Source organism: Virgibacillus subterraneus (assembly GCF_900110695.1).
Classification (GTDB): Bacteria; Bacillota; Bacilli; order Bacillales; family Amphibacillaceae; genus Lentibacillus; species Lentibacillus subterraneus.
The window spans coordinates 204,578-217,650 of record NZ_FOEH01000005.1; the positions used below are offsets into that span (position 1 = coordinate 204,578).

Below are 13,073 nucleotides of genomic sequence, written 5' to 3' on the forward strand. Positions count from 1 at the left end.
TATCACTCCATGACCGATTTTAATTTATTAATAAGCTCGTGTATTAAAGCAGACTTTGTAGTGAAACTTGCTTTATTGACGATTAACCTTGTGCTGATGTCCTCAATCTCATCGATAATTTTCAATCCATTTTCATTGATGGTGGTTCCAGTTTCCACGATATCAACAATAATATCAGCTAAACCGATAAGTGGAGCTAGTTCAACTGATCCATTTAACTTAATTGTTTCAATTGGGATCCCCTTTTGCTGGAAGTGACTCTTAGCCACTGTTGGGTATTTAGATGCGATAGTTAGTTTCTGAGTGCTTTCCAAGGTTGTTTCAGGCTTTCCGGCAACTACAAATTGACATCTGCCTAATTTTAAATCCAGTATTTCATATATGTCTGCTTGTGATTCCAATATATTGTCTTTTCCGACAACCCCAATATCAGCAGCCCCTTTTTCTACGTATGTTGGGACATCAACTGCTTTAACAAAAATTAACTTAACTGTTTGATCGGTATTGTAAAAAACCAGCTTTCGGCTTTTTGTATGAAAGTCAGGGAAATCGATACCGGCATTATTAAGTAGTTCAATCGTACTTTCCGCTGTTCTGCCTTTTGCTAATGCTAATGTTACATAATCCATTTAATTATCCCTCATTCCTTCTTGAAGCAGCAGTTCTAACTCATTATAGTTCGTAAATGGAGTTTTTCGCTTTTTGTCGATTACTAGATTTTCTTCAGTTTGAAAATAAGCAATACATTTAGAACTGAAATCATCAATATTACGGTTATCATCCATTGTATAAGTGATAATGCGATAGCCTGCCTCACGTAGTGTATTAGCAGCAATTAACGCATCTTTCTGCTTGGAGTTTTCGTAATATATAATCACATCTATAGATGTTGTGTCATTTGCTATCAGATTTTTCCGTGTCATAGAATGTAAAAGGTTATCAACTTCACAGGCGAATCCAATCGCAGGTATGGAAGTATCAAATTGTTCGGCCAAATGATCATATCTTCCACCCATTAATACTGGTTTGCCGAAGCTTGCCACAAATCCTTGGAAAATAACCCCTGAATAGTAGTTCATATTGTTGATTAATCCAAGGTCAAATATGACTGAATCCTCTACACCATATGCTTTGAGTACATCGTAAATATCACTGAGGTTTTTAATCTTCTGTTGCATTTTTTCATTTAATGCAATTTTACTAGCACGTTTAATTACATCCTCTGGATCACCATATAGAAGGGGTATTGCTTGAACAGCGTCACAAAGTTCTTTATCAACGGATAATCTTTCAAGGAATGGCCCAATTTCAGTAAGGTTCTTTGATTGAATTAATCCCTTCAACTGATCTAATTCATTTTGAGATAATGCTAGTTGATTTACGAGTTCCTTGAAATATCCTGCATGCCCAACTTCAAGTTTAAATGACTCAAATCCTAAGTCTTTTAATGTATGGATTGCTAAAGCAATAACTTCTGCGTCATTTTCGGGTGTACTTTCACCAAAACTTTCAATACCTGCTTGTGTTGTTTCCTTGTTATCTGCCTGCTCAAATGACTGACGAAAAACATCCAGCACATAGAAAAATCTCGATCCTTGTGAGAGTCGTTGTTTATTGGATGCTATCATTCTCGTAATTGGAATTGTCACATCGGGACGTAAAACTAATACTTTTCCATAAGAATCAATTACTTTTAGCATTTCATCTTTATTTATGGTACCGGACATCGTCGAATATAAATCGTAAAATTCAAACGTAGTCGTCCGTACTTGTTTATATCCATAAGTGCTAAAGCGATTTTTTAATATTGATATCAGATTATCTCGCACCTGGAAATCTCCAACACTAGTATCTTTTGTACTGTCAAACAAATATTGATCCATTAAAAATAGTCACCATCCATTCACTTTATCACTTTATCGCTTTACTTAATTAAAGTTATATATTATTCTAATTAGTAATAGATAAAATGTCAACAGTAAGGGGAGTAATTGAGTATGTTTGATTATCATGTTCACAGTGATTTTTCGGCTGATAGCACGACACCAATGGAAAAAACTATTGAAAAGGCGATCGAATTAGGGCTAGAGGAAGTTTGTTTTACGGACCATATTGACTATGACTATCCAGATGAGTCGATTGTATTTGTTTTTGACTTGGAGCGATATGATGAAAAAATAAAAGAATTGAAAGCTGTTTATGCAGATTCTATTTCTATTAAAAAGGGAGTTGAAATTGGAATACAGCCACATCTTGTAAAAAGGTACAATGATTTACTTGACGATAGAGTGTTTGATTTTATTATTTGCTCAATGCATACATCCGAGCAAAAGGACCTGCATTCAGGCAGATTTTTTAATAATAGATCAGTAGATCAATCATACCTTGCCTATTATGAGGAACTGTTGTATTGTGTTAAGAACTTTAAACAATATAACGTATTAGGACATATTGACTTAGTGAAGCGATATGCTAAACAAAACAGTACAAATGATTTTCATGACATATTGCGTCAAATTTTTAAGGAGATAATACCAGAGGGCAAAGGTATTGAATTGAATACATCAGGGATTCGATATGGTTTAAAAAATGGAATGCCTAGCTCCGATATCCTGAGGCTGTATAGGGAGTGCGGTGGTGAAATCCTGACATTAGGATCGGACTCACATGTGGAAACCACACTGGCATATGACTTTAAGGAATCACTTGATATGCTTAAGGGTCATGGATTCAATTATATTGCAACATTTAATAACGGTGTGCCAGTATTTCATAATATTACGAAGCTTTAATATCATGAGAATAGAAATTGTCATAGTTTTTATAAAAGGTAGGAGGTATAATAGTATTTTGGATGCTATAATGGTTATGTAAAAAAATATCACTTTAGCTGGTGTAAAAAATATGAAACAACTTACTAAACTTCTTTTAATTATTGCGGGGTCAATTTCGTTGGCTTTAGGACTATTGGGAATAATTCTTCCCTTACTGCCTACCACACCATTATTACTTTTGGCTGCTGCATGTTATGTGAGAAGCTCCAACCGATTATATGAATGGTTAATTACCAATAGATATTTTGGTTCATATATTGAGAATTACCGATTAGGAAAAGGGATTCCGTTAAAGGCGAAAGTAATAGGTGTTTCTGTTCTATGGTTATCGATGGGATATACTATCTTGTTTGTTATTCCATTAATTATAGTTAAATTACTATTAGCTTGTATCGCCATGTTTTTTTCGTGGTTTATTTTAAAGCAGAAAACATTGCATAAGACACAAAGATAATTAGTACGTTAGTGGGGTCAGTTTTTTGGATAAGAAACATATTATAAATGTAGTGTCACTATTCGCGGTATTAATAAGTATAATACTCGTGATTTATATACCAAAAGAGACAAAGTCAGAACAAAATATAGGTAATCCAACTGTGTTTATTCATGGTTACAAAGGTACATTTAATTCATTTGGCAATTTACTGAACAGGTTTGAGAATAGATATGATTGGGGTAATAAAGCACTGGTATACCGTGTTTCACCTCAAGGTAAAATAAATGTTAAAAATCTTAGTAAAGGAAAGTCAGAGCCTGCTTTTGTGCAAGTAATCTTTGAAAATAACCGCGCAAGCTTCTTGAACACCTCAAGTTGGCTTTCATCTGTACTTTCACATATGAAGGAAACATATCATATTGATACTGTTAATCTGGTTGGACATTCTATGGGTGGACTTGTTGCATTGAAGTTTATTGAAGAATATCAGGACCAGAAGATTTATCCGCGTGTTGCAAAATTAGTCACGATTGGAAGTCCCTTTGATGGCATATATAATAAGCAATACTTTCAGATCCATCGTGATGCAGCAGCAGCTGATTTAAAACCTGATTCTGTTGCAATGCAAACGATACGCAAGAAAAAGCATACTATACCAGGAGGACTTAATGTCTTAAACATTGGAAGTACCGGGGATCTTGTTGCAATGCCAGAAAGTGTGCAATCATTACGAAGTATTGTAAGGAAAGATCAATTGCAGGAAAAAATGATTGAGGATGATATGCTTGGGCATAGCGAGATGCATGAAGACATTCGCGTTGATAATCTAATTCATTCATTTCTTCAGTCTAAGGTTGCAACACAATAATTTATTATTAAAGGAATGGTTTTAGTGGTAAATGATCATCATACGTACGAAAAGTTAACAACAATTACATCAGAGAAAAATGTGATGGTTAATGAACACTTGAAAAATCATACGTATACCCGCCTTGGCGGGATGGCTGATTTTTTTGTGACACCAGAAACATATGAACAAGTGAAGCAAATTGTGAAGTTATCCATAAAGGATGATATTCCTTTTACACTACTTGGCAACGGATCAAACCTAATTGTAAAAGACGGTGGAATTCGTGGTATTGTATTGAACTTAAAGCAATTAACATCGATAGAAACAACAGGGACAACAATTGTTGCACAAAGTGGCGCTAGGATAATTGATGTATCCAGAGAAGCATTATCAAAAAGGTTAACAGGACTGGAGTTTGCATGTGGAATTCCAGGTTCGGTTGGTGGTGCGTTATTCATGAATGCGGGTGCATATGGTGGAGAGATTAAAGATGTATTGGAAAGTGCCATAGTAGTTGATCGGAATGGTGATTTATATACGTTGTCTGCACATGACCTGGACCTAGAATATCGCTCAAGTAATATTCCGGAAAAAGGATATATTGTATTAGAGGCAACTTTTTCTATGGAGGCCGGTAATTATGAGGAAATTAAGGCTGTAATGGATGACCTTACCTTCAAACGTGAATCCAAACAGCCTTTAGAGTACCCATCATGTGGTAGTGTGTTTAAGCGCCCACCTGGGTATTTCGCAGGGAAGCTGATTCAGGATAGCGGCCTTCAAGGAAAGGAAATTGGTGGAGCTCAAGTTTCATTGAAGCATGCAGGGTTTATTGTAAATAAAGATGGTGCTTCGGCTGAAGAATATATTGGCTTAATACACTTTGTACAGGATACAGTAAAAGATAAGTTCGGTGTCAATCTTGAGCGTGAAGTTAAAATAATCGGTGAGGATTAAATTGAGTTAAAGAGAGTGCTGTGGCTGCTATTAAGTGGTCACAGTTTTTTATTTTGAAATGCTTTGTTCGTATGTTGATATAAACCGAGACGTAACATGAAAAAGTAGTTGAGTGCTATGACACCACTTTGGAAATACATGCCGCTTTACGCGGGCAACGCTTCAGCTTCCTCGGAAGCAAAGAACGCTCCCTGTGGGGTCTCTTAGGCTCGCTGTCCCACAGGGGTCTCGCATATTCCAACTGCGTGGCCAGAGAACCATACTAAATACTACGTATTTGTTCCCTTTAGTCAATGTTGTAATAGATACCAGTAATAATAATTTTTAGAAATTAGCGATTATAAAAAAGCTGACTCAATTATATGAGTCAGCTTTATATTTATTCACGTTCTGAATCTGTGTAAGAAACTTTGCAGTCGCTCGTTAGTTGAGTTTTCCAAGACATCCATCGGTGGACCTTCTTCAGCAATTACGCCATTATCAAGAAATAGAATACGATCAGCAATGTCACGAGCAAATTCCATCTCGTGCGTAACTAATACCATTGCCATTTCACCTTCATTAGCTATGTCACGGATAACTTCTAATACTTCACCGACCAGCTCAGGATCCAAAGCTGATGTCACTTCGTCAAAAAGCATTATTTTTGGATGCATAACGAGTGCACGAGCCATTGCAACACGCTGCTTTTGTCCGCCCGACAGCATAGCAGGATAGTCATCCAACTTATCCCCTAGACCAACTTTTTCCAGCATTTCAATCGAGTCTTTCTTGGCAGATTCTTTATCCTTTTTTTGTACATGAATTGGTGCTGTCATGCAATTTTCTAAAATTGTCATGTGTGGGAAAAGGTTGAAGTGCTGGAATACCATGCCTATATCCCCGCGGACTTGTCTTAAGTGTTTCTCATTGGCTGGGACAAGGTCACCATCCTTCTCCATATGCCATAAATTTTTACCATCGACAATAATACTGCCTGATGTTGGCTGTTCTAAAGTCATTAGCATACGTATAATTGTTGTTTTACCGGAACCACTTGGGCCAATCACTGCAACCTTCTCAGCTGGTTGAATATCCAGGTCAATGCCTTTTAATACTTGTACATCGCCAAATGACTTATGCACATCTTTATAACTTACAATAGGTTCAGACATATTATCACTGCTCCTTTTCTCTTAAACTGCTTTACTTCCTGTTGGTTCTTTTTTATCAAACCGTTTGTTCAGTTTGCGCTCAAGCTTATTAATTAAGATTGCTGAAGGATAGCTTAACACGAGGAATAATATTGCCACGATTGTAAGCGGCTCTAAGTATCTCCAATGTTGTGCGCCATAATCATTTGCCATTGCCAAAATACCCAAAACCCCAATTGTTGAAGCTAAAGGAACTTCCTTAAACATGATAATTAAATAGTTTCCTAGCATCGGAATGGTTGGGGGCAGTGCTTGTGGCAAAATTATTTTAGTCCACTTTTTACTTGTTCCATAATTTAACGCTCGGGCAGCTTCCCATTGGCCATTATCTACTGCATCAATTCCTGAACGATATACTTCACCAATGTATGTACTATAGTGAATTCCGAGTCCTATGACTGCAGAAACGAAGGGATCTAACGCCATGCCGACAACAGGAACCATTGGCCATGCATAGAAGATGAAGAATAACTGTACTAGTGGTGGTGTGGAACGTATAAATTCCATTACCCACAACAGTGGCAGTCTTATTACTTTTATTGGCATACGTCTTATTAATGTCCATATAAATCCGAAGATCAATGCAAATAAATAACACGCAATAGTTAATCCTAATGTTATGCCCAGACCTTCTAATACTATAGGGAAGGCATCAAGGAATGTACTCCAACTCCAATTATTCATTGACTTGCCACCCCTTTCTTAGAAGCACTTTCCATTTTCTTGGTAAGCCAAATTAATGGAAGAGCAAGAATAAAGTAGAATAATAGTACTAAAAAGTATACTGTTGGTGCTTGGGATAGATTGGAGCTTCGCAGAATATCTCCATAGTATAAAATATCCGTCATACCAATTAATGATACAAGTGATGTTGATTTCAACATCAGAATGAGGTAATTACCAAATTCCGGAAGCATCATCCGAACTGCTTGAGGGAAAATTACGAGTCTCATGCGTTGAAAACGTGACATGTTTAGAGCTGTTGATGCTTCTGATTGTCCTTTTGCTACAGCCAGTATTGAACTGCGAACAATTTCAGACATGTATGCTCCATAGTTTAGGGAAATAGCAAGTACACCAGCCCAAAAGTTACTTCCTACCTCTATCCCAAATAATATTGGAAATGCATAGTAAAGCCAAAACAATTGTACGATAAGTGATGTTCCGCGGAATACTTCTACATAAAAGCCTGTAAATTTGCGGAGTAAAATATTATTTGAGAGCCGGCAGAACCCTGCAATAAACGCCATAAAATAGCCCAAAACTATTGAGGCAAGCAGTACAGTAACTGTAATCTCTACACCCTTCATCAGAACTGGGAAAATATCGGCTATCGCATTAATGCTAATCACTCCTTCTCTGTAATATTTGCAAAAGCATAGGGTCTGACTTCCCTAGGTAAGGGAGCCGACCCTATGGAGTCTTGTTAATTATTTAAGAGTAAATCTTAATACTGTTCACCGCTACAAACACCTTCTGTTGTAATGTCTGATGGAACTGAATTAGTTTCACCACTAAAGCCATTTGCTTCTAAAAGTTCCTTAACTGTTCCATCTTCTTTTAGTTTAGCTAATGCTTCATTGTACGCTTCACGTAATGCATCACTATCTTTGTGGAATGCAGCAGCACCGTAACTTGGAATTCCTTCAATGTCTGGCTGTTCAAAGTCACTGACGAATTCAAGTTTATCATTTCCTGAGGATTCCAGTGCGCGTTTTACTGTCATTTCTGTACCAGTTGTTGCATCAGCGCGACCTGAAGCTACAGCAGAGAATGTTCCAGGAATATCTGAAGCACTTTGAATTTGGTCTTCACTTACACCCTCACTCTTTACATATTCATGTTCTGTTGCACCGGCCATAATTGATACGGTTGCGCCAGTTTCTGCGATATCTTCGTAACTGTGTAAGTCCATTGGGTTACCCTTCTGAACGACAAGTCCTTCCCCATATTGCATTTCTGGCTCACCGAAATCAGCATTTTCACAACGATCAGGGTTAATTGCCATACCCGCTGTAATAACATCGAACTTACCAGCGTTTAAGCCGGGAATAAGTTGACTGAAATCTGCCAATTGAGCTTCCATCTCGTCAACACCAAGTTCTGCGAAAACAGCTTGAGCAATGTCAACAGCAGCCCCTTTTAATTCCCCGTCTTCCTGATATCCGTATGGTGCTTCGTTAGCAAAGCCAATTGTTACTTTGCCTTCATCTTGAAGCTTTGTTAACAAATTGCTTTCACCTTCAGTTTCGCCTGCGCTTTCTTCGCCGCCGTTACCACTTGTATCATCAGATCCGCAAGCAGCCAGCAACATAATTGAAATAATGAAGATTGAAGCTAATAATAGTTTTTTCATCTCTTAAATGACCTCCCTTTATAATTCTAAAATAACTAATAAATAAAGTAAAAAATGCATTTTTGGAAAATGCTAAGTCAATTTCTCTTTATTCTTATGACTTTTTTACTAGAAATAGAGCAGCGGTAAACTGTTAAAATTGCATGAAAAGCTTGGGGGATTTCTTTTCAAAATAGTGATACTATAATATTATAGGGTATTATCCAATGGTTCAAACCTAGTATTTTTTGATAATTTGGAATAAACCTTCAAATAATACTGTTAATTACATGATGCTCGTATATACCAAAATATGCTTTCGTATAGATAATAATACTTTTATATACTCAATATTTGCTATATTTTCAGTAAATTACCGTTTTATTTAAGGATTTACAAACTGGTAGAAAACAAGATACGATTAATAGTAATAATACTGTTATGGAGGCGATAAGGTGCATATTGTTGTATTGGGTGCAGGTGCTTTAGGTAGTTATTTTGGTTCTCGATGGGAAGAAGCTGGTGCAGATGTAACCTATTTGGTAAGGGAAAAAAGAGCAAAGCAGCTTCATGAGCAAGGGATGAAGGTTAATAGTACACAAGGTAATTATTCGGTTAGTGATCCCCGAGTCGTTACTGATGTACATAATATTGAAAATCCAGGCTTGGTCTTTGTAAGTGTAAAAGGTTATCATTTAACAGGAACTTTAGAAGACTTAAAAGTACTAGTAGATAAAGGTGCGTTCGTCTTACCCGTTTTAAACGGAATAGAACATATAAGTGTTTTGCAGGATTACCTTGGTGAGGAGTCGGTTATTGGTGGTCTTTCCTTTATCGTTGCTACATTGAATGACGATGGGCATGTAGAGCACTCAAGCGAATTTCACAAGCTGGTCTTTGGCCCATTGAATCCTAAGCAATCAGATATTTGTCAGCAATTACGGGAGCTTTCAAGTAAAGCGAAACTAGAGACAATTTACAGTGACTCTATTTTACAAGAGCTATGGAAAAAGTACCTATTTATCAATGCTTTTTCTGGTATTACGACTGCAACAGACCTGCCCATTGGACCAGTTCGCGATAATAAGGATACACTTAAGGTAGCTGAGTTAATTTTAAACGAGATGCAGCAGTTGGCAAATAGCTACAATATTGAAATTACAGATGAAGACGTCGCTGGGGCAAAAAGCAATTTACAGAACTTTGGATATGATGCCACATCGTCTATGCATCAGGATCGCCGCAAAGGGCAAACCCTTGAATTGGATCACCTGCATGGTGGGGCACTGCGGTTAGCGGAAGCGAAAGGACTGAAATTGCCTTTTACTGAAGCTGTTCACGGTATCATCAAGCCATTTGAAGGGGCATAAGTTTATGTATAAGCTAAGAGAGGTTAAGTATGAAGATTATGAAGCTATTAACTTGTTAACTAATAATAAGGAAAATACGCATTTACATGACGATGTATCTTATATGGAGCAAGCTTTTTTTGACCGTATGTTAGTAGATGAATCTATTAGATGGTATGCCGTGGAAAAAGATGCGCATATCCGTGCCTTTGTATTATTTCAACTGGATGTATCTACTAAGGAAATTCACATTGATAGATTTACAATTGATGCAGCATATAAAAACAAAGGCCTTAATGAACACTTATACAGCAAAGTTGAACGATTGGCAGAACGAAAGTCCTTTACAAAAATGAGAACAGAAATTTCCACAACTGAGTTGGATGTGTATGATTTTTTTGAAAGTAAAGGCTGGTTAAAGGCTGAAAATGGAAGTTATGTATTAACAATGAAAAAGTAGAAGGTGTATTTAATGACGGTGTATATAATTATAGCAATTGCCATTATGTTGGCTGTTCTGGCTTTAACATTAATGGCTATATCGAAAGGTTATGATTACAAACATTCGATTGACCCATTGCCCGATGATAAAAGTAAGTCAGAGGATGAAAAAGACCACAGGGGTTAGTGTGGTCTTTTTGGCAGTAAGAAAGTATAAATACTTTCTTACTGCATAAGCGCAACTAAGGCTTTCGCCATAAGGCTTGGCGATAAGCCAAGTTTTCAAATATCCAATGGTTTTAAGTTTGCCTCGATTTCTTCACGACGATGTTCAAACAATGGTGGCAGTGCTAATGATTCTCCAAGATGATTCATATCTTCATCAGTAGCAAACCCGGGTCCATCAGTTGCTAATTCAAATAGAATACCATTTGGTTCTCTGAAGTAAAGTGATTTGAAATAAAACCGATCCACTAAACCTGAGTTAGGCACGCGTGCTGCCTGTAAACGATCTCTCCATTGTGCTAATTCTTCTTCATTATCTACACGAAATGCTACATGATGAACACTTCCTCGCCCAGGTCTTTCCTTAGGAAGGTCATTACGCACTTCTAAATGAACCTCAGCACCTGTTCCGCCTTTACCAGTTTCAAATACAATAATGTCTTCATTACCTTTAAACGATGATGGGTAGCTTCCAGTTTGCTTAAAGGTTAATAATTCCGTCAGTACTTTAACAGTAGGTGCTGGGTCCTGGACGGTTAGTTTTGCAGGGCCAAGTCCAATAATACCTTTTTCAGCTGGCACGCTGCTATGGTCCCATACTCTACCACCTTTTACTCCTTGGTTTGTTTCATCAGAGATAAGCGTCAATCGTTGTCCTTCTGGGTCTCGGAAATTAATAACATTCCGTTCCCCTTGTCTGGCAATTCCGTCATGATCAACATTGTAATCGGACAGACGCTTTTGCCAAAATTCCAATGCGCTGTCGCTCGGGATGCGTAGTGCCGTTCCCGTAATGCTTCCTTTTCCCTGATAAGTTGTACCCGCATTGGGTATTTCAAAGAAGGTAAGGTCAGTGCCAGGATTACCTGCTTCATCTGCATAAAATAAATGATAGACAGACGGATCATCCTGGTTAATAGTCTTTTTAACCAGTCTCATCCCTAGAACTTCTGTGTAAAAATGATAATTTTCCTTTGCCTTTGCTGTAATAGCTGATACATGGTGAATACCTTTTAATTCCATTTTAAAGTCACTCCTCGTAAATCAGTATTTATTTTGAATTCAAGATATTTCTAGTATAATAAATTTTCTGTTCAGGTGTCCAGTTTATTGCCTCAGTTCTCACTTTGGTCATGTGATGGGCGAAGACCTTTTTTAAGTTGCCGAATGCTTAATCCGAAATCCATTTGCAGATGTGGATAATCTTTAAACTTGCTCCAATCACCGCCCCATTCAAATCCTAATTGCTTAGCAATATCAGCGACCTCGAACCAGTCTGCTTTCCCATTTTTATTTCCATCGTAATTTATATCCCAAATAATTACGCCATCATTATTCCGTAATGCAAAATCAACAGCTAGGCCATAATTATGGTATGATTCGCCACCCTTCGCATATGTGACGACATTTTCATCAGATGATCGACCCTGTTCATAAAGTTTATTCTGCCGTTTAATGGATCGTACTTTCTCTGTGATGACAACATTTATATCCTGCTGGGCAGATTTTTTAAGAAGTTGGCTGGTTTTTGTCGCGACAACCGGGTCCAGTTCTTCGGGTGGAGGTGTGTCTTCGTCAATTTCAATGTATCTGTTATTTTTTTGTTCATTATATATAATGATAAGTATCGTTAAAAATAAAATAATAAGTATCCATGTTGTTATATCTTTGCGATAGTGTTTCAATTTGTCGGTCTCCTCAAAAGAAATAATACTTTTGGACAATTATAACATTTAAGGTAAGACATCAGCTGTCATCAGTATTAATAGTAACTATCTTGCAGTGTTGAAATTATCCCTTTAAAATAAGACGATAGGAGGGTTGCTATGTATGTGCTGGTTAGCTTAATTGGTTACTTAATCGGATGTGTTCATGGTTCACAGGTAGTTAGTATATATAAAAAAGTGGATATCAAGAATAAAGGAGTAAAGAATTCCGGTGCCTCCAACACAACGATATTGCTGGGATGGAAATACGGGACATTAGTGGCACTTATTGATGTATTTAAGGCTACATTATCGATATTATTAGTATTATATATTTTAAATGACCAAGGAATTACTGGAGAAACACAGACTTTACTTGTGTATATTAATGCTTTATTTATCATTTTAGGTCATAATTATCCGATTACAATGAAGTTCAGTGGCGGGAAAGGAACAGCCTCATTAGTTGGGGTGCTGCTGGCAATTGACTGGAAGGTGGCTGTTATTGGTATAGGCATCCTACTTTTATTTACACTGACTACAGATTATTTAGTTGTTGGTGTTCTGTTTATGTATTTCTCATTTTTGGTGACGACCTATTTCTTCTTTGGAATCGAACCAACCATGGTAGTTGTACTATTATCTATTATAAGTATTATGAAACATATGGAAAATTATAAGCGTATATTATATAAAGAAGAAACTAAACTATCAAGTATGTTTAAAAAAGAATCATAGACGGAGGAA

General features: G+C 37.0%; 16 protein-coding genes. 8 read left to right on the forward strand and 8 right to left on the reverse strand.

What is annotated here, in order from left to right:
- Positions 1 to 2: 2 nt before the first annotated feature.
- Both hisG and hisZ read right to left on the reverse strand, forming a co-directional pair.
- The gene (gene hisG, locus BMY13_RS14940; protein ID WP_092494151.1) at positions 3 to 629 is read right to left on the reverse strand and encodes an ATP phosphoribosyltransferase; all 627 of its coding nucleotides are present in this window, start codon (positions 627 to 629) and stop codon (positions 3 to 5) included.
- Complete coding sequence (gene hisZ, locus BMY13_RS14945) at positions 630 to 1,883, reverse strand: ATP phosphoribosyltransferase regulatory subunit (RefSeq protein ID WP_092505549.1); 1,254 nt, start codon at positions 1,881 to 1,883, stop codon at positions 630 to 632. It lies immediately after the preceding gene.
- A gap of 114 nt (positions 1,884 to 1,997) precedes the next feature.
- Between hisZ and BMY13_RS14950 the strand changes: the two genes are divergently transcribed.
- The 4 genes from BMY13_RS14950 (at position 1,998) to murB (ending at position 5,077) form a co-directional block, all read left to right on the forward strand.
- The gene (locus BMY13_RS14950) at positions 1,998 to 2,792 is read left to right on the forward strand and encodes a histidinol-phosphatase HisJ family protein (RefSeq protein WP_092505551.1); all 795 of its coding nucleotides are present in this window, start codon (positions 1,998 to 2,000) and stop codon (positions 2,790 to 2,792) included.
- A gap of 112 nt (positions 2,793 to 2,904) precedes the next feature.
- Positions 2,905 to 3,288: a YbaN family protein gene (locus tag BMY13_RS14955; protein ID WP_092494154.1), complete on the forward strand. Its 384-nt coding sequence runs from the start codon at positions 2,905 to 2,907 to the stop codon at positions 3,286 to 3,288.
- A gap of 25 nt (positions 3,289 to 3,313) precedes the next feature.
- Positions 3,314 to 4,138: an alpha/beta fold hydrolase gene (locus BMY13_RS14960; RefSeq protein ID WP_092494155.1), complete on the forward strand. Its 825-nt coding sequence runs from the start codon at positions 3,314 to 3,316 to the stop codon at positions 4,136 to 4,138.
- 24 nt (positions 4,139 to 4,162) lie between these two features.
- The gene (murB, locus tag BMY13_RS14965) at positions 4,163 to 5,077 is read left to right on the forward strand and encodes a UDP-N-acetylmuramate dehydrogenase (RefSeq protein ID WP_092505553.1); all 915 of its coding nucleotides are present in this window, start codon (positions 4,163 to 4,165) and stop codon (positions 5,075 to 5,077) included.
- 383 nt (positions 5,078 to 5,460) lie between these two features.
- Here the strand turns inward: murB and ehuA are convergent, their stop codons facing one another.
- The 4 genes from ehuA to ehuB form a co-directional block, all read right to left on the reverse strand.
- Positions 5,461 to 6,231, reverse strand: coding sequence for an ectoine/hydroxyectoine ABC transporter ATP-binding protein EhuA (ehuA, locus tag BMY13_RS14970; RefSeq protein WP_092505555.1), 771 nt, complete (start codon positions 6,229 to 6,231; stop codon positions 5,461 to 5,463).
- A 21-nt stretch (positions 6,232 to 6,252) separates the two neighbouring features.
- Complete coding sequence (gene ehuD / locus BMY13_RS14975) at positions 6,253 to 6,954, reverse strand: ectoine/hydroxyectoine ABC transporter permease subunit EhuD (protein WP_092505557.1); 702 nt, start codon at positions 6,952 to 6,954, stop codon at positions 6,253 to 6,255.
- Entirely contained in the window at positions 6,951 to 7,580 is a 630-nt protein-coding gene (locus BMY13_RS14980; protein ID WP_092505681.1) for an amino acid ABC transporter permease, read from the reverse strand. Before BMY13_RS14980 ends, ehuD begins: the two co-directional genes overlap by 4 nt.
- Positions 7,581 to 7,717: 137 nt before the next feature.
- Positions 7,718 to 8,626 carry an ectoine/hydroxyectoine ABC transporter substrate-binding protein EhuB gene (gene ehuB / locus BMY13_RS14985; protein WP_092505559.1) on the reverse strand — a complete coding sequence of 303 codons (909 nt, stop codon included), beginning with the start codon at positions 8,624 to 8,626 and terminating at the stop codon, positions 7,718 to 7,720.
- Positions 8,627 to 9,060: 434 nt separating this feature from the next.
- Between ehuB and BMY13_RS14990 the strand changes: the two genes are divergently transcribed.
- Genes BMY13_RS14990 through ytzI form a run of 3 tightly spaced genes read left to right on the forward strand, consistent with a single transcriptional unit; the run spans position 9,061 to position 10,582 of the window.
- Complete coding sequence (locus BMY13_RS14990; protein WP_092505561.1) at positions 9,061 to 9,975, forward strand: ketopantoate reductase family protein; 915 nt, start codon at positions 9,061 to 9,063, stop codon at positions 9,973 to 9,975.
- Positions 9,976 to 9,979: 4 nt separating this feature from the next.
- A complete protein-coding gene (locus tag BMY13_RS14995; RefSeq protein ID WP_092505563.1) occupies positions 9,980 to 10,414 on the forward strand; it encodes a GNAT family N-acetyltransferase in 435 nt (144 codons plus the stop codon).
- 12 nt (positions 10,415 to 10,426) lie between these two features.
- Entirely contained in the window at positions 10,427 to 10,582 is a 156-nt protein-coding gene (ytzI, locus tag BMY13_RS15000) for a YtzI protein (RefSeq protein WP_092494162.1), read from the forward strand.
- Between the two features lie 95 nt (positions 10,583 to 10,677).
- Here ytzI and BMY13_RS15005 read toward each other — a convergent pair whose 3' ends face one another.
- Both BMY13_RS15005 and BMY13_RS15010 read right to left on the reverse strand, forming a co-directional pair.
- A complete protein-coding gene (locus BMY13_RS15005; RefSeq protein ID WP_092505565.1) occupies positions 10,678 to 11,643 on the reverse strand; it encodes a ring-cleaving dioxygenase in 966 nt (321 codons plus the stop codon).
- Between the two features lie 92 nt (positions 11,644 to 11,735).
- On the reverse strand, positions 11,736 to 12,305 hold the full coding sequence (locus BMY13_RS15010; protein ID WP_092505567.1) for a M15 family metallopeptidase: 570 nt from the start codon (positions 12,303 to 12,305) through the stop codon (positions 11,736 to 11,738).
- Between the two features lie 141 nt (positions 12,306 to 12,446).
- Between BMY13_RS15010 and BMY13_RS15015 the strand changes: the two genes are divergently transcribed.
- The gene (locus BMY13_RS15015; protein WP_092505569.1) at positions 12,447 to 13,064 is read left to right on the forward strand and encodes a glycerol-3-phosphate acyltransferase; all 618 of its coding nucleotides are present in this window, start codon (positions 12,447 to 12,449) and stop codon (positions 13,062 to 13,064) included.
- The last annotated feature ends 9 nt before the right edge of the window (positions 13,065 to 13,073 follow it).

Coding starts and splice junctions, on each gene's coding strand:
- BMY13_RS15005 (WP_092505565.1), bottom strand. CDS start 11,643: ATGGAATTAAAAGGTATTCACCATGTATCAGCTATTACAGCAAAGGCA.
- BMY13_RS14980 (WP_092505681.1), bottom strand. CDS start 7,580: ATGAAGGGTGTAGAGATTACAGTTACTGTACTGCTTGCCTCAATAGTT.
- ytzI (WP_092494162.1), top strand. CDS start 10,427: ATGACGGTGTATATAATTATAGCAATTGCCATTATGTTGGCTGTTCTG.
- hisG (WP_092494151.1), bottom strand. CDS start 629: ATGGATTATGTAACATTAGCATTAGCAAAAGGCAGAACAGCGGAAAGT.
- ehuA (WP_092505555.1), bottom strand. CDS start 6,231: ATGTCTGAACCTATTGTAAGTTATAAAGATGTGCATAAGTCATTTGGC.
- hisZ (WP_092505549.1), bottom strand. CDS start 1,883: ATGGATCAATATTTGTTTGACAGTACAAAAGATACTAGTGTTGGAGAT.
- BMY13_RS14955 (WP_092494154.1), top strand. CDS start 2,905: ATGAAACAACTTACTAAACTTCTTTTAATTATTGCGGGGTCAATTTCG.
- BMY13_RS15015 (WP_092505569.1), top strand. CDS start 12,447: ATGTATGTGCTGGTTAGCTTAATTGGTTACTTAATCGGATGTGTTCAT.
- BMY13_RS14995 (WP_092505563.1), top strand. CDS start 9,980: ATGTATAAGCTAAGAGAGGTTAAGTATGAAGATTATGAAGCTATTAAC.
- ehuB (WP_092505559.1), bottom strand. CDS start 8,626: ATGAAAAAACTATTATTAGCTTCAATCTTCATTATTTCAATTATGTTG.
- ehuD (WP_092505557.1), bottom strand. CDS start 6,954: ATGAATAATTGGAGTTGGAGTACATTCCTTGATGCCTTCCCTATAGTA.
- BMY13_RS14950 (WP_092505551.1), top strand. CDS start 1,998: ATGTTTGATTATCATGTTCACAGTGATTTTTCGGCTGATAGCACGACA.